Genomic DNA, 16887 nt, shown 5'->3' on the forward strand with positions numbered 1-16887 from the left:
CCGTGAGCGAGCAGAGCCCCAACCCCGAGACCACCGGTGCGCACGGCGTCGGCCTGGCCACCGTCACCACCGACGGGACCGTGCTGGACACCTGGTTCCCGCAGCCCAAGCTGGGTGAGCCCGGCACCAGCGGAACCGAGCGGCTGACCCGCGAGCAGGCCGCCGAGGTCCTCGGCGAGGCCGCCGCCGCGCTGCTCGGCCCGGACGAGGCCCGTGGCGTCGAGGTGGTCGCCGTCCGCACCACCATCGGCACGCTCGCGCAGGCCCCGGCCGACGCGCACGACATCTACCTGCGCCTGCACCTGCTGTCGCACCGCCTGGTGCAGCCGCACGGGCAGAACCTGGACGGCATCTTCGGCCTGCTGGCCAACGTCGTGTGGACCAACCACGGCCCGTGCCCGGTCGAGGGCTTCGAGCAGACCCGGCTGCGGCTGCGGGCGCGCGGCCCGGTCACCGTCTACAGCGTCGACAAGTTCCCGCGCATGGTCGACTACGTGATGCCCACCGGGGTGCGGATCGGCGACGCCGACCGCGTGCGCCTCGGCGCGCACCTGGCCAACGGCACCACCGTCATGCACGAGGGCTTCGTCAACTTCAACGCGGGCACGCTCGGCGCGTCGATGGTCGAGGGCCGCATCTCGGCCGGTGTGGTCGTCGGCGACGGTACCGACGTCGGCGGCGGCGCGTCGATCATGGGCACACTGTCCGGCGGCGGCAAGGAGGTCATCTCGCTGGGTGAGCGCTGCCTGATCGGCGCGAACGGCGGGGTCGGCATCTCCCTCGGCGACGACTCGGTGGTCGAGGCCGGGCTCTACGTCACGGCCGGGACGAAGGTCGTGGTCGAGGGCAAGACCGTCAAGGCTCGTGAGCTGTCCGGCATCTCCGGCGCGTTGTTCCGCCGCAACTCCGAGACCGGCGCGGTCGAAGCCGTTCCGCGGACCGGGGCGGGCATCGAGCTGAACGAGATGCTGCACGCGAACTGACCTGGGTGCGATTTTCGTTCACCTATCATTCATCCGGTGAGCACCGCTACGTTGCCATCCCGTGTCGTGACCGCCGGTGACCTGGGTCTGCCCGGCGAACCGCTGGTCGCGGGGCCGCGGGACACCCCCGAGGCCCTGCTGCGGGCGCGGATCGACGGTCAGCTGCGCGCGATGCTCAAGTACGAGCCGGGCACGCGGTCCGGGGCCGATCCCGAGGACCTGCACCAGATGCGCGTCGCCGTCCGCCGGCTCCGCAGCGCGTTGAAGCTGCTGGGGCCGGCGGGCGACGACGTGCGGGCCGAGCTGAAGTGGCTGGGCGCCGGGCTCGGCGAGGTGCGTGATCACGACGTGCTGATCGACCACCTGCGGGCCACGGTCGCGTCGTTCGACGAGTCCGACCAGCAGGCGGGCGCGCGGCTGGTGCGGATCTTCGTCGCGGAGCGGTCGAAGGCGAAGCGCCGCCTGAACCGGTGCCTCGGCAGCGCCCGGTATGCCGCGCTGTTGCGGTCGACGGCGCGACTGGTGCTGACGGAGCTGCAGCTCACCCCCGGTGCTCAGCCCGGACCGGTCGACGTCGCCGCCGTGGTGCGGAAGCCGTACCGGAAGCTGACGAAGGCGGTGGCCGCGCTGCCGGCCGACCCGCCGGACGACGAGCTGCACGAGCTGCGGATCCACGGGAAGCGCCTGCGGTACGCGGCGGAGACGGCGAAGTCGGCGGCGCGGAAGAAGCAGGTCACGCGGGTGCGCGAGCTGATCAAGGCGACGAAGCGGCTGCAGGACGTGCTGGGCGACCACCAGGACGCGGTGGTGGCCGCCGAGCGGATGCGGGCGCTGGTCGCCGCGACGGACGAGCCGGCCGTCGGTTTCGTCGCGGGCCGCATCGCGGAGCGCGAACTGAGGCGCCGCGCGGCGGCGCGGGCCACCTGGGGCGCGGTGCTGGCGGACGTGCACACCGCGGCGGCGAAGGTCTGCGGCTAGCTCACTCCGGACGGGCATTGCCGCGGAACCAGATCGCTCGCACGATGCCCAGCCGCGCCGCTCGCAACGGGAGGGCCCCGCAGCTCGCGCACTGCCCGGACGGGCAACCGCAAGGCCCGCAGTCCGCCGCCATGGCGAGACCATCGCGCGAGGCCCGCAGCACCGCCCGCGGAGACCACCGCCCTCTCGCCACCCGCCGCCCGGCGGACCTGCCGGGTCGGGACAGCCGCGAGGTCAGCGGGCCGCAGCGGATCGCGCACTGCCCGAGCGGGCATCGCCCGAAACGAGCACCCTCTCGCCACCGCCGCCCGGCGGGGCCTGCCGGACCGGGACAGCCGCGAGGTCAGCGGGCCGCCGCGGATCGCACACTGCCCGGGCGGGCATCGCCCGAAACGAGCGCCCTCTCGCCACCCGCCGCAACGCCCGCCCCCGCCGACCGGCGGCCACCGCCACCCGCCGCAACGCCCGCTCCCCCACCGGCCCGAGACCAGCGCACATTGCCCAACGCAACGCCCGCGCCCCCACCGACCCGAGACCAGCGCACATTGCCCAACGCAACGCCCGCGCCCCCACCGACCCGAGACCAGCGCGCCCGGCCCAGCGCGACGGGCACCGCTCCCCCACCGACCCGACACCATCGCGCCCGGCCGACCGCACGCCCGCGGCTAGCGGGTCAGCGCGCCCACATAGCCGTCCGGCCGCACGACCACCTCCTTCGCGTCGTAGGCCGAGAACGCGAAGCCCTCCGCATCCACGACGTACCGCCCCGCCGCCTTCACCCCCGGGCGCAGCACCGCGTAGGTGTGTGGCTCCTCCGGTGCGTCGGCGTCGAAAATCAGCCTCGTGGCGTGCGGGCCGCGGAACAGGTCGAACAGGCGGACCTTCGCGCCGCCGGCGTCCAGGACCGGCGCGTCCGGCGCGCGGTCCCCCACCGCGAGGCCCGGCTCGTCCGTCACCCGATAGCTGATGTCGAGCTGCTGGGTCTCCGCACCCCGTTCGTGGGCCCGCTCATCACCTTCCAGGTGCCTGCGCAGCAGCTCCGAGGAGACCCCCAGCACCCGCTCGGCCACCGCCCGCCGCTCGGTTTCGTAGCTGTCCAGCAGCTCCGGTGACCCGTCGGCCAGCTTCCAGCCCAGGTTGTAGGCGTCCTGCACGCCCGTGTTCAGCCCCTGCCCACCGGTCGGCGGGTGGACGTGCGCCGCGTCGCCGATCAGGAACACCCGGCCCTCCCGGAACCGCTTCGCCAGGCGCACGTTCGGCCGCCACACCGTCGACCACGCCAGCTCCCCCAGGCGCACCCCCGCATTCAGACCATCCAAAATGGACTGGAGGGTCTCCGCGGTCGGTTCCGCGTCGGCCTCCCCCAGCGGCGCGCCGAACTGGAACAGGCCGATCCCGGGCAGCGGGCTCATCATGACCCCGCTGCCCGGGTCCGCCGCACGCGCGAACCAGTAGCCGAACTCCGGGTCCAGATCGGCCTCGACGTCGCCGAGCAGCATCTTCACCGACTCGTCGGTGACGCCCTCGAACTCGATCCCCAGCGCCTTCCGCACGAAACTGCGCCCGCCGTCCGCGCCGACCAGGTAGTCCGCGCGCACCGTCTCACCGGTCGACAGCTCCGCGGTGACCCCGGCGCCGTCCTGCGTGAAGCCGGTCAACTCCGCACCCAGCTCGACCCGCACCCCGAACTCGGCCAGCCGGTCGCGCAGGATGCCCTCCGTCTGCGACTGCCCAAGCACCCAGCCGTTCGGGTAGGGCACGTCGGGCGTCGGCTCGCGCCGCTCGCCCATCCGGCGCTCCATGACGTACTCGCCGTCCAGGTGCACCCGGAAGGCCGGCATCTCCCGGCCCGCGGTCAGCACGGCGTCGATGACCCCGAGGTCGTCGAACACCTCCAGGGTGCGCGGCTGCAGCCCGTCGCCACGGGAGCCGCGGAAGAACTCGGTCGCTTTGTCGACGATCCGCACGCCGACGCCGCGCCGGGCGAGGTCGATGGCCAGGGTGAGCCCCGCCGGGCCCGCACCCGCGATCACAATGTCCATTTTATGAATCTCCATTCACTGAATCTCGATTCATAATGGACTTGCTAGCGTGCTCCCGTCAAGGAGGTGCCGTGAAGCGCAAGGAGAAGGCGGCGGAGACCGAGGCCGCGCTGAAGGCCGCGGCGCAGCGGCTGTTCGCCACGCGCGGCTACCTGAACACGAAGATCACCGACATCACGGCGGAGGCGGGCCGGGCGGCCGGATCGTTCTACAACCACTTCGCCAGCAAGGAAGAGCTGCTCGAATCACTGCTGGCGGACCTGGAGGTGGCCGGCGACGAGAGCGCCGACCAGGCCGGTCACAGCCCGGACTTCGCCGACCCCGCGGCGGTCCGCTTCCACGTCGAGGCGTACTGGCGCTTCTACCGCGAGCACGCGCCGACAATGCGCGCGCTGCAGCAGGCGGCGATGGTCAACGCGGACTTCGCCCGCAAGCTCGCGGAGTTCACCCGCGCGCAGAACGAGGAACTGACCGACCACGTGGACTACGTGACCAAGGCGGGCCACCGCCTGCCCGGCACTCCGCTCGCGAGCGTCACGATGATGACCACGGCGGCCGAGACCTTCGTGCGGCAGTGGCACGACGGGCTGCTGGACCTGCCCGAAGAAGAGGCGCTCGAAGCCCTCACCCGGTTCGTCTACCGGGGCCTCACCGGCCGCGACTACTGAGCGGAAACACCCGGGAAACGGGCGCCCCGGTTCACTCTCTCCCGAACGATCACGACGGGAGACGCAGATGACGACGTTTTCCCGGCGGGCCGCGCTCAGCGCCGTCCCGCTGGCCACCGGCCTGCTGGCCGCGCCTCCGGCCGCGGCCGCCGGCAGCTCCACGGCCGTGCCCGCGGCACTGCGGCCGGGCGGCGCCTACGACCGCTACCTGGCACAGCGCGCAGCCGAGGACCGGTTCTCCGGCACCGTGCTCGTGGCCCGCGGGGGCCGGCCGGTGCTGGTCCGCTCGTACGGGATGGCGGACCAGGAGCACGGCGTCCCCAACCGGGACGACACGATCTTCAACCTGGCATCGGGTGCCAAGCCGTTCACCGGGCTGGCCGTCGTCCAGCTCGCCGAGCAGGGCAAGCTGCGGTTCCACGACAAGATCGGCGACCACTTGGACGGTTTCCCCGCCGAGGTCGCGACCAGGGTGTCCGTGCACCACCTGCTCACCCACACCGGCGGGCTGACCTCCGCGACCAGCGAAGGCAGGATCTTCACCAGCGTCGAGGAACGCACCGAGTACCTGGCCCGGAGCACCCGTGAGCTGTCGCTGCGGTTCGTCCCCGGCAGCGACAAGGCGTACAGCAGCGAGGGCTACGAAATCCTCGGCGAGATCGTCGCGACCGTGTCCGGGCAGCCGTTCCAGGACTACGTCCGGCAGCACATCTTCAATCCGGCCGGGATGCGCGACTCCGCCTACTGCACACGGGCGGACTGGCTGGCGAACGTGCGCATCGCCCACCCGTACGTCTACCTGCAGGACGGCTCGCGGGTGGATGGCGTGCGCGACCTCTCCGCCGGCTCCACCGTCAACGGCGGGTTCGGTAGCAACGCCGCACGCGCCTTCGTCGGATCCGGCGGTGGCGGGGCCTTCTCGACCGCTCCCGACCTGGTGCGCTTCGCGCTCGCGCTGCGGGACGGAAGACTGCTCGGCCACGCCTACCGGGACCTGTACACGGGTGGCAAGATCAGCAGTCCGCCGATGCGGGGTGGCGCGCCACGCGGCGAGACTTTCCAGGCGTACGGCCCGCTGGTCGGCTTAGTCGAGGGGCAACGGATCGTCAACCACGGCGGCGGTATCGCCGGGGGCAACACGAACTGGTCGATCTACCTCGACACCGACTGGGTGGCCGTAATCCTGTCGAACTACGACCTGCCCGATTTCCCGGACGTCATCGAGCAGGAACGGCAGGCGTTGCTCGGCTACTGAGCGAGGCGCTCGGAGGCGGCTTCGACGCGCTCGTCGGTCGCGGTGAGCGCCACCCGCACGTGCTCGCCGCCCGCGGGGCCGTAGAACGTGCCCGGCGCGACGAGGATCCCGCGCTCGGACAGCCACCGCAGGGTCTCCCAGGAGTCCTCACCGCGGGTGGCCCACAGGTAGAGCCCGGCCTCCGAGTGATCGATGCGGAAACCGTTGTCCTGCAACGCCTTCTGCAGCACCACCCGACGGCGGGCGTAGCGATCGCGCTGCAGCGACAGGGCGCTGTCGTCGGCCAGGGCGACCGTCATCGCCTCCTGGACCGGGCGCGGCACGATCATGCCGGCGTGCTTGCGCACCGCCAGCAGCCCGGCGACCAGCTCCGGGTCACCGGCGACGAACCCGGCGCGGTAGCTGGCCAGGTTCGCGGACTTCGACAGCGAGTGCACGGCCAGCAGGTTGTCGTGGCGGCCGCCGCACACCGACGGGTGCAGGATCGACACCGGATCGGCGTCCCAGCCCAGCGCGAGGTAGCACTCGTCGGAGACCACGATCACGTCCCGCTCGCGCGCCCACTCGACGATCTCGCGCAGCGCCTCGGCGCCCAGCACGCGTCCGGTCGGGTTGGACGGCGAGTTCAGCCACACCATCGCGGGCGGCTCGGCCAGGCCACGGGGGTCGTCGGCACGCACGATCCCGGCGCCGGCCAGCAGCGCGCCGACCTCGTAGGTCGGGTAGGCCAGCTCGGGGATCACCACGGTGTCGCCGGGCTCGGCGCCCAGCAGCCGCGGCAGCCAGGCGACCAGCTCCTTGGACCCGATCGTGGGCAGCACCGCCGCCGGATCGACGCCGGTGACCCCGTGCCGGCGGCTCAGCGCCTCGACCGCCGCCGCGCGCAGCTCAGGCGTGCCGTGGGTGGTCGGGTACCCGGGGATCTCCGACACCGACGCCAGCGCGGCGCGGATCGACTCGGGCACCGGGTCGACCGGGGTGCCGACCGAGAGGTCGACGAGGCCGCCGGGGTGGGACTTCGCCCGCGCCGTGGGCTCGGCGAGCGAGTCCCACGGGAAGTCGGGCAGGCCGGTACCGCCGCGGTTCATTCGCCCTGCGGGGGCAGGTCCTTGATCCACTGCGGATCGTTGCTGGTCTTGCCGACCTTCGAGGCGCCGCCGGGCGAGCCGAGGCTGTCGAAGAAGTCGACGTTGGCCTTGGTGTACTCGGCCCACTCGTCCGGGACGTCGTCCTCGTAGTAGATGGCCTCGACCGGGCACACCGGCTCGCAGGCACCGCAGTCCACGCACTCGTCCGGGTGGATGTAGAGCATGCGGTCGCCTTCGTAAATGCAGTCGACGGGGCATTCGTCGATGCACGCCTTGTCGAGCACGTCGACGCAGGGCTCGGCAATCACGTACGTCACTGCGATCTCCAGCTAGGTCCAAGGATCCACTACCGATCCTGGACATTACGCGCCGATGCGCGGACCTTCCAAAGTAAGGCCACCCTTAATCCGGGGATCCACGAGCACAATGGGGACGTGGACTCCTCCGAGACGCTCGAGCTCCGCTGCGCCGACGCCTGGCCCGCGGTGACCGTGGACAAGATCGGTGACTGGCGGCTTCGCGCCGCGGGCGGGTTCACCGGACGCGCCAACAGCGCACTGGCCGTCGGCGACCCGGGAGTGCCGGTCGAGAGCGCGCTGACGGCCGTTTGTGACTTCGCCCACGCCCACGGCATTCTCCCGGTCGCCCACACGGTCGTCGGCAGCGCGAACGAGCGCGCGATCGCGGCCGCGGGCTGGGTGCCGAACACCGGTCACGCGGCCGGGCACCTGGTGTCCGTCCTCACCGGCCCGCTCGGCACGGGCGCCGACGAGGTACCCGTCCTCGCCGCGCCGACAGCGGGCTGGTGGGAGCTGACCGTCGGACGAGAAGAGCCGACGGACGCCGAGCGGCACGTGCTGACCACCGGCGAAATCGGCTACGCGGTCGCCGAAGTGATGGGAGTCACAGCCGGTGCGGTGCGTGCGGCGGTGGTCGACGACGTGCTCCACATCGCCCGGCTCGCCGTCCGCCCCGGGTACCGCCGTCGCGGCCTGGCCTCGGCGTTGATGGCCGCCTGCGGGCCATGGGCGGCCGAGCGCGGGGCGGCGCGCGCCGTGCTCCAGGTCGCCGTGGACAACGCCGGGGCGCTGGCGTTCTACGACCGGCTCGGGTTCACCGAGCACCACAGGTACCGGTACTGGGTTCCGGGACCCCGGGCGTGCGAGGATCGCTCGCTGTGAAGGTTGTCGTAGTTGTCGGCGGGGTGGGCGGCGCCCGCTTCCTGCTCGGAGTGAAAGCCGCGCTGGGTCTGCCCCCGATCGGCCCTGGGGACTCGACGCACGAGATCACCGCGGTGGTGAACACCGGCGACGACGTGTGGATGCACGGCCTGCGGATCGCGCCGGACCTGGACACTTGCATGTACACGCTCGGCGGTGGCATCGACACCGAACGCGGGTGGGGGCACCAGGGCGAGACCTGGGTGGTCAAGGAGGAGCTGGCGGCCTACGGCGCCGAGCCGACCTGGTTCGGCCTCGGCGACAAGGACATCGCCACCCACCTGATCCGCACCCGCATGCTGCGCGCGGGCTACCCGCTGTCGGCGGTCACCGAGGCGCTGTGCGACCGGTGGCAGCCCGGCGTGCGGCTGCTGCCGATGACCGACGACCGGGTCGAGACGCACGTCGTCATCGACGACCCGGACGAGCCGGGCAGCCGCAAGGCGATCCACTTCCAGGAGTGGTGGGTGCGCTACCGGGCGGAGCCGCAGGCGCATTCGATCGTGCCGGTCGGTGTCGAGGAGGCCAAGCCGGCGCCGGGCGTGCTGGACGCGATCGGGGAGGCCGACGCGGTCCTGTTCGCACCGTCCAACCCGGTCGTCTCGGTGGGCACCGTGCTCGCCGTGCCGGGCGTGACGGAGGCGCTGCGCAAGACCGAGGCCGGGGTGGTCGGCGTGTCGCCGATCATCAGCGGCAAACCCGTGCGCGGCATGGCCGACGCGTGCCTGAGCGCGATCGGGGTGGAGACGTCGGCCGAGGCGGTCGGCATCCACTACGGGTCGCGGCAGACGTCGGAGGACGGGCTGCTCGACGGGTGGCTGGTGGCCGAGGGCGAAACCGTGCACGTGCCGGGCGTCGCGGTGCGGGCGGTGCCGCTGCTGATGTCCGATGTGGACGCGACCGCGGCCATGGCGCGCGCCGCGCTCGAACTCGCGGGAGCCGAAGTTGAGTGACCACTCCGCCGCACGACTGGAGATCCTGCCGGTCCAGGGCCTGCCGGAGTTCCGGCCGGGCGACGACCTGACCGGCGCGATCGCGACCGCCGCGCCGTGGCTGCGCTCCGGCGACGTCGTCGTGGTCACCAGCAAGGTCGTGTCGAAGATCGAGGGACGGCTGGTGCGCGTCCCCAGCGACCCGGAGGCACGGGACGCGGCCCGGCGCGAGCTGGTCGAGCAGGAGTCGGTGCGGGTGCTGGCCCGGTTCAACCGGACCCTCATCACGCAGAACCGGATCGGGATCGTGCAGGCCGCCTCGGGCGTGGACGCGTCCAATGTGAACGGTGACGAGATCGCGCTGCTGCCCGCCGACCCGGACGCGGCGGCGTTGGCCCTGCGCAACGGATTGCGCGAGCGGCTGGGTGTCGAGGTCGCGGTGGTCATCACCGACACGATGGGCCGGGCGTGGCGGGTCGGCCAGACCGACAACGCCATCGGCGCCAGCGGGTTGCGCGTGCTGCACTCCTACGAGGGCGAGGTCGACGGGCAGGGCAACGAGCTGCAGGTCACCGAGATCGCGGTGGCCGACGAGATCGCCGCGGCCGCGGACCTGGTGAAGGGCAAGCTGACCGCGACGCCGGTCGCGGTCGTGCGCGGGCTGGAGATCGCCGACGACGGGTCGGACGCGCGGAAGCTGGTGCGGCCGTCGGAGGAGGACATGTTCTCCCTCGGCACGCGTGAGGCGATCGCGCAGGGCCGTCGCGAGGCGGTGCTGGTGCGCCGGTCGGTGCGGTCGTTCACCGACGAGCCAGTCGACGCCGACGCGCTGCGCCGCGCGATCGGGGCCGGGCTGACCGCGCCCGCGCCGCACCACACGCGGCCGGTGCGGTTCGTGTGGCTTCGCGACCGCGGGTTGCGGACGAAGCTGCTGGAGGCGATGCGCGAGGCGTGGCGGGCGGACCTGTCCCGTGACGCGTTCACCGAGGAGCAGATCGCGAAGCGGGTTTCCCGCGGCGACATCCTGTTCGAGGCGCCGGAGGTGGTGATCCCGTTCCTGGTGCCGGACGGCGCGCACACGTATCCGGACGAGCGGCGCAACGCCTGCGAGCGCACGATGTTCACCGTCGCCGGCGGGGCCGCGGTGCAGGGGCTGCTGGTGGCGCTGGCGGCGGAGGACCTCGGCTCGTGCTGGATCGGGTCGACGATCTTCGCGGCCGACGTGGTGCGTGAGGTGCTCGGGCTGGAGCCGTCGTGGCAGCCGCTGGGCGCGGTGGCGATCGGGCACCCCGCCGGTGGACCCGCGGCGCCGCGCTCACCGGCGCTGGACGGGCTGGTCGAGCTGTGAACCTCCACACCGACGTGGTCGAGACGCTGGAGAAGTGGCAGCCGGGGACGGCCGGGCAGGAGGCGCTGCGGCACGCGTTCCTGGGTTTCCTCGCCGCGCGGGAGGACGCGTGCCGCCGGTCGTGCGCGGCCGGGCACATCACCGCGTCGGCCGTGGTGCTGGACGCTTCCCGGTCGAACGTGCTGCTGACGCTGCACCCGCGGGTCGGGCGGTGGTTGCAGCTGGGCGGGCATTGCGAGGATTCGGACACCTCGCTGGCGGCGGCCGCGTTGCGGGAGGCGTCGGAGGAGTCCGGGATGAGCGGGCTGACGATCTCGGCGGAGCCGGTGCACCTGGACGTGCACCCGATCACGTGCTCGCTCGGGGTGCCGACGCGGCACTTCGACGTGCGGTTCGTGGTCGTGGCGCCGGAGGGTGCGTCCCCGGTGCGCAGCGAAGAGTCGGACGACCTGCGGTGGTGGCCGCTGACCGCGTTGCCGCCCGGTTCGGAGGACCTGACCGAGCTGATCGCGGCGGCATGCGAATGATCGTCTCGGTCGACCCGGCGTCCGCGGTGCCGCCGTACGAGCAGGTGCGGTCCGGGCTGGCGCGCCAGATCAACTCCGGCGCGCTCGCGGTGGGCACGAAGCTGCCGACGGTGCGCGGGCTGGCGGAGGAGCTGGGCATCGCGCCGAACACGATCGCCCGCGCCTACCGCGAGCTGGAGGAGGCCGGCCTGATCGAAACGCGCGGCCGGGCGGGTTCGTTCGTGGCCTCCTCAGGCGACGAGTCGCTTTCGCGAGCCCGCGAGGCGGCCGAGACGTATGCGGCGGTGACGCGGGCTTTGGGGTTGTCGGGGGAAGAGGCGCTGAAGATCGTCCGCGCCGCGCTCGCCCACTGACGCAGCCTCACGCCGCGCTCGCGCGCAGCAATGTGGAACGCTCCCAAGCTCGCGAGTCCGACGCTGGAGTGTGCGAGTTCCGCGCTGGGGCGCGCGAGTTCCGCGCTCGGGCGCGGGTCACATCGCGCAGCGAAACCTCGGCCCGACGCGCGGCCGCGACAAACCACCCGCCCCCGGACAGCGCACCGCCCGCCGCGATCACCGCGCCACGAAGCACCAAACAGCGCCCACACCCCGCGCGTCACATCGCGCGATAATCCCTCGGCGAAAACCTCGGCCCAAAACGCGGCCGCGAGAAACCACCCGCCTCCAGGTAACGCACCGCGCGCTGCCGCTGCGGCGCGTAGGGCGCCAGCACCTCCGCCATGCCCTCGTCGTCCAGGGGCTCGCCCACCAGCGCGTACCCGACCACGGCCGGGATGTGGAAGTCGCCGAAGCTGACCGCGTCCGGGTCGCCCCAGGCGCGCTGCGCGATCTCCGACGCGGTCCACACCCCGATGCCCGGCACCTTCCGCAGCCACGCCCGCCCCTCGGCGCCCCGCAGCTCCACCGCCTTCTCCAGCCGGTGCGCCACCTGCGCCGCGAAGATCAGCGCCTTCCGCCTGCTGTGGTCCACCCCGGCGCGGTGCCACGTCCAGTCCGGAATGGACAGCACGGCCGCCGGCGTCGGCGGCACCCGCATCCCCGCCGGGGCCGGGCCGGGCGCCGGTTCGCCGAACCACCGGCACAGCTCCCGCCACGACCGGCGCGCCTCGAACCCGGTGACCTTCTGCTCCAGCACGGCGGGCACCAGCACGTCCCACACCCGGCCGGTCGAGCCGAGGCGCAGCCCGGGCATGCGGCGCCGCACCTCGGCGATGCGGTCGTGGTGCGAGACGAACCCGCTGTCGTCGTCCTCGGCGCCGACCAGCGCGGGCACGCCGTCGAGCAGCCGGTCCGCCCCCGGGCCCCACGCCGCGGCCTCGATCTCGCCGTCCGGCAACCGCCGCAGCGCCAGCGTTCCCGGGCCGTCGGCGGTGTTGCCGGTCAGCCACGTCCGGCCGTAGTCGTCCGCCCGCAGGCACGGATCGCCCTTGCCCCGGCGCAACGGCCGGAGGACCGCGTCGAGGTCGAGGGTGAAGGGCGGGCGGTAACGCATCACGCGTCGCTGGAGAACCGGATCGAACCGTCGGGCAGGGTCACGTCCGGCCACACGCGGGCACCGTCGAGCAGCTCGCAGCCGGCGCCGACGACCGCGCCGTCTCCGAGGACGACGCCCTTGAGCACCGCGCCCTTGCCGACGCGCGCGCCCACACCCAGCACGGAGTTCTCCACGACCGCATTCTCCGCCACGGACACCCGGTCGAACAGCACCGACCCGCTGATCCGCGCGCCGGACGCGACGTGCGCCCCCGCGCCGACCGTCGAGCCGCCGGTGACGGTCGCGTCCGCGGCGACCTCCGCGCCGTCCAGGACCAGGGCCTCGCCGGCCGGGCCGGGCAGCGCCGAGGTGGGGGCGAGCCCGCGCACCAGGTCCGCGCTGCCACGCACGAACGCCTCCGGCGTGCCGACGTCGAGCCAGTAGGAGGCGTCGACGAACCCGTGCAGGTGCGCGCCGCCCTCCAGCAGACCGGGGAAGGTTTCGCGCTCGACCGACACGCGGCGGCCCGCCGGGATCGACTCCAGCACCGGGCGGCGGAACACGTAGCAACCCGCGTTGATCTGGTCGGTCGGCGGGTTCGGGGTCTTCTCCAGGAAGGCGGTGACGCGGCCGTCGGCGTCGGTGGGCACCGAGCCGAAGCGGCTCGGGTCCTCGACGCGCTGCAGGTGGAGCGTCACGTCGGCGCTCGTGTCCAGATGGGTCTGGACCAGCGCGCGCAGGTCCGCGCCGGACAGGATGTCGCCGTTGAAGATCACGGCGTGGTCGGCGCGCAGGTGGTCCGCCACGTTGCGGATGGCGCCGCCGGTGTCCAGCGGCTCGTCCTCGACGACGTACTCCAGTTCCAGCCCCAGCGACGCGCCGTCGCCGAAGTGCTCCTCGAACACCTCGGCGCGATAGGACGTGCCGAGCACCACGTGCCGGATCCCCGCGGCGCGGATGCGGGACAGCAGGTGGGTCAGGAACGGCACGCCCGCCGTGGGCAGCATCGGTTTCGGGGCGGACAGGGTCAACGGCCGCAGGCGGGTTCCCTTACCGCCGACGAGCACCACGGCATCGACATCAAGCTCCGATGTCACCTCGAAAATCCTTCCCGTTATCACGCTCCGGTGGGCGACAAGCCGCGGGAAACAATGACGGCGACGGCCCGGAGGGCCTACCCTAGACAGCACACGGAGGGCCCCGTTCGGAGAGGGCCCACGTCGAAGTCGGGAGGCCTAGGGGATGGACCCCCGCGATCGAGCGGATGCTCTGCTGGCCAGGGCACAGTCCCGTGGCGCGTTCGTCGTGACGCCGGACGCCGCGACCTCGCCGATGGACGCTTCGACCACCCAGCAGATCCCGCGGAACGTGGTCAACGAGATCGACAACGACGACCCGGACACGACGGCCGTGGTGCCGTCGTCGGTGATCGAGTCGGTGCAGGGCAGCCTCGCCGCGTCGAAACCGGACACCCACGTGAACATGACGCCGGTGCAGCCCGAGGAAGAGGTCGACGGCCTGGTGCCGACGACCAAGACGCAGACCGGGAACTCCGATTTCGCGCGGCGGCTGGAAGGTCTGTGACTACTTGCCGCGCGTCTCGAACTTCAGGCGCAGCTTGAGACCGAGCTTCACCGCGGCGAGCACCGGCTTCCAGGCCAGGCCGCGGTGGCGGTCGGCGAGGTAGCGGTAAGCGCTGTCGTGGTGGGCGGCCAGCATCTTCTTCGGCGCGCGGGACGTGGCCTTGCCGCCGATGTGCGTGACCGCCGCGGAGGGCACGTACACGTTGTGCCAGCCGGCGCGGCCGATGCGGTCGCCGAGGTCGACGTCCTCGAAGTACATGAAGTAGCGGGTGTCGAAGCCGCCGACCGAGTCCCAGGCCTCGCGGCGGATCAGCTGGCACGAGCCGGACAGCCAGCCGGAAGTGCGTTCGGCAGGGGCGGCGTGTTCCTGGCGGTAGGCGCGGGTCCACGGGTTCGCCGGCCAGATCTTGCCGAAGACGGCGTGGCCGACGCCGCGGCCGAGCGAGGGCAGCAGGCGGGCGGAGGGGTAGACGGTGCCGTCGGGGTCGCGGATGAGCGGGCCGAAGGCGCCGCCGCGGGGCCAGCGCTGCGCGGCCTCGACGAGCGTGTCCAGCGAGCCGGGCTCCCACTCGAGGTCCGGGTTGGCGATGACGATCCAGCCGTAGCTGTCGTCGAGGGTCGCCACGCCGCGGTTGGCGCCTCCGCCGTAGCCGAGGTTCTCGCCGATGCGCAGGACGTGGGTGTTCTTGCGCTTCTCGGCCCGGTCGAGGGCGTCGTCGGTCGAGTCGTTGTCGGCGACGACCACGTGGACGTCGCGGGTGGTCGCCTTTTCGAGGCTGTCGAGGAAGCGGTCGAGGTCCTCACCGGGGAAGTACGTCACGACAACCACGGCGACCCCGTCGCCGTAACGGCTCGGCTCGGTCACGCGGGCCATTGTGCCCCCACTACGGAGCGCGACGGGGCAGGCACCCCTCGGTTCGCTGCCGCGGCAGTCCGCTACCGCGCGCAGTCGTGCGGCTACCGGTCGCGAGAATTGCCGGATGCCGGTCCACGCCTTCATCGACGAGTCCGTCCGCGACAGCCGCTACTACCTGTGCGTCGCGGTCCTGGACCCAGCCCGCCTCGCGGAGACGCGCAAGCAGCTGACCGCGCTCCTGCTGCCAGGTCAACGGGAGCTGCACTTCAAGAAGGAGAAGCCGCCGCGCCGCCGCCTGCTCGCCGACCGCATCGGCGGGCTGAGCGCTGCCACTTCGGTGTACGTGACGGCAAGGACGCGCAAGACCGAGGAACAGGACCGGCAGCGCTGCCTCTTCGAGGCCGTGCGGGACCTGGTTTCGATGCGGGCGCACCGGGTGGTGATCGACAGCCGCGAGGAGCAGGACCGCCACGACCAGACGACGATCTACCGGGCGCTGGGCGGCAGACCCTCGGACACGGGAGTCAGCTACGAGCACCTCGACTCGGCTGCCGCGCCCCTGCTGTGGATCCCGGACGCGGTCGCCTGGTGCTACGGCGCGGGAATCGACTGGCGCCGCCGGGTGATGCCCGTCGTGCACCAGGTCATCGAGCTCTGAACAGCGCAAAGCCCGTGACACGACCGTCCGGACGCACCACGGGCTCACTTCTCGGCCCTACGGGGGCCTCGCGTCAATGACTATACCCCATCCGGCCGAACACCGTCCAACGGCTACTGCTCCCGCTTGTGCAGGTGCCACGCCTTCGCGTACGCCTCGCGGTGCTTGTCGGCGCTCGTGGCCCACGAGAATTCCTTCGCGCGCCTCTGGGCGGCCGATGCGAGGGACGCCCTGCGGGCGGGGTCGTCCAGCAGTTCGCCCAGCGCCACCGCCACGTCGCCGGGGCCGACGCCGCAGTACGCGACCGCGTCGCCGCCTACCTCGGGTAGCGACAGGCGCCGGGTGGTGAGCACGCAGGCCCCACAGGCCATCGCCTCCAGGACCGGCAGTCCGAAGCCCTCACCGAGGCTCGGGTAGGCCACCAGCTCCGCCCCGCCGAGGAAACCCGCCAGCGAGTCGAACGGCAGGTACCCGGCCCGGATCACCCGCAGCCGCAACGGCGCCGCCGCCAGCGCCTTCTCCACCTGCGTGTCCCAGCCCGGCTGACCGGCCAGCACGAGCGCGGGCGGGTCGGGCCGGTTCTCCACCGCCTTCACGAAACCCCGGATCAACGCGGGCACGTTCTTCCGCGGCTCCAGCGCCCCCAGGAACGCCACGTACGGCATCCGCTCCAGGCCGATCGCCGCCCGCGCGGCCCGCACCTCGTCCGGCGTCGGCGGGTGGAAGCGCTCCACATCGACCCCGTGCTCGATGATCTCCGGCTGCCGCCGCGGACGGGCCACCCGCGCCAGCTCCGACGCGGTCGCCTTCGACGGCACCACGCACAACGTCGCCCGCTGCAACGCCGTCCGCGTCCACCCGCGGAAGAACCGCGCCTTCACCGACGAGTGCAGCACCGCGTCGGTGAAGAACGTCGCGTCGTGCAACGTCACCACCGACGCCGACGGCCCCGCCAGGGGCATCGTGTAGTGCGGCGAGTGCACCACGTCCACCCCGAGCCGCCGCGCCAGCGACGGCAGCGTCGTCTGCTCCCAGATCAGCCGCGCGGTGCGCGTGGCGGTGGACTGGACCGCCGGGACGACCCGCGAGCGCGGCGCGAGCCGGTCGAAGAGCCGGAAGTCACGCGGCTGGCAGACCACGGTGATCGGCGCGCCGCCTTCGTCCAGCGCCGCGACCAGCGAGTCCACGTAGCGCCCGACCCCGCCCCGGTCCGCCGGCACGGCCGTGGCATCGATCAGGACGCTGGGTTCGCCTCTTCCCACTCGTGCAGGGTACG

At 72.6% G+C, this 16887-nt stretch carries 18 protein-coding genes; 11 read left to right on the forward strand and 7 right to left on the reverse strand.

The genetic code is table 11. From position 1 onward, the window contains the following. The first annotated feature begins 2 nt into the window (after positions 1 to 2). Both dapD and AMY39116_RS0328225 read left to right on the forward strand, forming a co-directional pair. Positions 3 to 983, forward strand: a complete 981-nt coding sequence (gene dapD, locus AMY39116_RS0328220; RefSeq protein WP_020420958.1) for a 2,3,4,5-tetrahydropyridine-2,6-dicarboxylate N-succinyltransferase — start codon at positions 3 to 5, stop codon at positions 981 to 983. Positions 984 to 1019: 36 nt separating this feature from the next. Beyond that, on the forward strand, positions 1020 to 1961 hold the full coding sequence (locus AMY39116_RS0328225; RefSeq protein WP_027936286.1) for a CHAD domain-containing protein: 942 nt from the start codon (positions 1020 to 1022) through the stop codon (positions 1959 to 1961). Between the two features lie 665 nt (positions 1962 to 2626). Here the strand turns inward: AMY39116_RS0328225 and AMY39116_RS0328230 are convergent. Then, positions 2627 to 4003, reverse strand: a complete 1377-nt coding sequence (locus AMY39116_RS0328230) for an FAD-dependent monooxygenase (protein ID WP_020420960.1) — start codon at positions 4001 to 4003, stop codon at positions 2627 to 2629. 71 nt (positions 4004 to 4074) lie between these two features. On the opposite strand from AMY39116_RS0328230, the gene AMY39116_RS0328235 reads away from it, so the two are divergent. Together AMY39116_RS0328235 and AMY39116_RS0328240 are read left to right on the forward strand one after the other, a co-directional pair. Next, positions 4075 to 4671, forward strand: a complete 597-nt coding sequence (locus tag AMY39116_RS0328235) for a TetR/AcrR family transcriptional regulator (RefSeq protein ID WP_020420961.1) — start codon at positions 4075 to 4077, stop codon at positions 4669 to 4671. Positions 4672 to 4738: 67 nt separating this feature from the next. Then, entirely contained in the window at positions 4739 to 5926 is a 1188-nt protein-coding gene (locus AMY39116_RS0328240) for a serine hydrolase (RefSeq protein ID WP_020420962.1), read from the forward strand. Here AMY39116_RS0328240 and dapC read toward each other — a convergent pair. Next, positions 5920 to 7014, reverse strand: a complete 1095-nt coding sequence (dapC, locus tag AMY39116_RS0328245; RefSeq protein ID WP_020420963.1) for a succinyldiaminopimelate transaminase — start codon at positions 7012 to 7014, stop codon at positions 5920 to 5922. The two genes, AMY39116_RS0328240 and dapC, sit on opposite strands and share 7 nt — an antisense overlap. Further along, positions 7011 to 7331 carry a ferredoxin gene (gene fdxA / locus AMY39116_RS0328250; RefSeq protein WP_020420964.1) on the reverse strand — a complete coding sequence of 107 codons (321 nt, stop codon included), beginning with the start codon at positions 7329 to 7331 and terminating at the stop codon, positions 7011 to 7013. Before fdxA ends, dapC begins: the two co-directional genes overlap by 4 nt. 117 nt (positions 7332 to 7448) lie before the next feature. Between fdxA and AMY39116_RS0328255 the strand changes: the two genes are divergently transcribed. The 5 genes from AMY39116_RS0328255 to AMY39116_RS0328275 are packed head-to-tail and all read left to right on the forward strand — an operon-like array spanning position 7449 to position 11394. Then, the gene (locus tag AMY39116_RS0328255) at positions 7449 to 8195 is read left to right on the forward strand and encodes an N-acetyltransferase (RefSeq protein WP_020420965.1); all 747 of its coding nucleotides are present in this window, start codon (positions 7449 to 7451) and stop codon (positions 8193 to 8195) included. Next, positions 8192 to 9187: a 2-phospho-L-lactate transferase gene (gene cofD, locus AMY39116_RS0328260; RefSeq protein ID WP_027936287.1), complete on the forward strand. Its 996-nt coding sequence runs from the start codon at positions 8192 to 8194 to the stop codon at positions 9185 to 9187. The genes AMY39116_RS0328255 and cofD overlap by 4 nt, the downstream gene beginning before the upstream one ends. Next, complete coding sequence (locus tag AMY39116_RS0328265) at positions 9180 to 10514, forward strand: coenzyme F420-0:L-glutamate ligase (RefSeq protein WP_020420967.1); 1335 nt, start codon at positions 9180 to 9182, stop codon at positions 10512 to 10514. Before cofD ends, AMY39116_RS0328265 begins: the two co-directional genes overlap by 8 nt. After that, on the forward strand, positions 10511 to 11041 hold the full coding sequence (locus tag AMY39116_RS0328270; protein ID WP_020420968.1) for an NUDIX hydrolase: 531 nt from the start codon (positions 10511 to 10513) through the stop codon (positions 11039 to 11041). Before AMY39116_RS0328265 ends, AMY39116_RS0328270 begins: the two co-directional genes overlap by 4 nt. After that, entirely contained in the window at positions 11038 to 11394 is a 357-nt protein-coding gene (locus tag AMY39116_RS0328275; RefSeq protein ID WP_020420969.1) for a GntR family transcriptional regulator, read from the forward strand. Before AMY39116_RS0328270 ends, AMY39116_RS0328275 begins: the two co-directional genes overlap by 4 nt. Positions 11395 to 11635: 241 nt before the next feature. Here AMY39116_RS0328275 and AMY39116_RS0328280 read toward each other — a convergent pair whose 3' ends face one another. Next, complete coding sequence (locus AMY39116_RS0328280; protein WP_020420970.1) at positions 11636 to 12532, reverse strand: DNA-3-methyladenine glycosylase; 897 nt, start codon at positions 12530 to 12532, stop codon at positions 11636 to 11638. After that, positions 12532 to 13611, reverse strand: coding sequence for a sugar phosphate nucleotidyltransferase (locus AMY39116_RS0328285; protein ID WP_027936288.1), 1080 nt, complete (start codon positions 13609 to 13611; stop codon positions 12532 to 12534). Before AMY39116_RS0328285 ends, AMY39116_RS0328280 begins: the two co-directional genes overlap by 1 nt. A 145-nt stretch (positions 13612 to 13756) precedes the next feature. Here AMY39116_RS0328285 and AMY39116_RS0328290 point away from each other — a divergent pair, with 145 nt between their 5' ends. Next, positions 13757 to 14098, forward strand: coding sequence for a hypothetical protein (locus AMY39116_RS0328290; protein ID WP_027932423.1), 342 nt, complete (start codon positions 13757 to 13759; stop codon positions 14096 to 14098). Here the strand turns inward: AMY39116_RS0328290 and AMY39116_RS0328295 are convergent, their stop codons facing one another. After that, the gene (locus AMY39116_RS0328295; RefSeq protein WP_020420973.1) at positions 14099 to 14971 is read right to left on the reverse strand and encodes a glycosyltransferase family 2 protein; all 873 of its coding nucleotides are present in this window, start codon (positions 14969 to 14971) and stop codon (positions 14099 to 14101) included. 106 nt (positions 14972 to 15077) lie between these two features. On the opposite strand from AMY39116_RS0328295, the gene AMY39116_RS0328300 reads away from it, so the two are divergent. Then, on the forward strand, positions 15078 to 15611 hold the full coding sequence (locus AMY39116_RS0328300; protein WP_020420974.1) for a hypothetical protein: 534 nt from the start codon (positions 15078 to 15080) through the stop codon (positions 15609 to 15611). Positions 15612 to 15724: 113 nt separating this feature from the next. Here AMY39116_RS0328300 and AMY39116_RS0328305 read toward each other — a convergent pair whose 3' ends face one another. Continuing rightward, positions 15725 to 16873 carry a glycosyltransferase family 1 protein gene (locus tag AMY39116_RS0328305; protein WP_039791797.1) on the reverse strand — a complete coding sequence of 383 codons (1149 nt, stop codon included), beginning with the start codon at positions 16871 to 16873 and terminating at the stop codon, positions 15725 to 15727. Positions 16874 to 16887 lie beyond the last annotated feature (14 nt).

This window comes from Amycolatopsis sp. ATCC 39116, assembly GCF_000231075.2.
Lineage (GTDB): Bacteria > Actinomycetota > Actinomycetes > Mycobacteriales > Pseudonocardiaceae > Amycolatopsis_E > Amycolatopsis_E tucumanensis.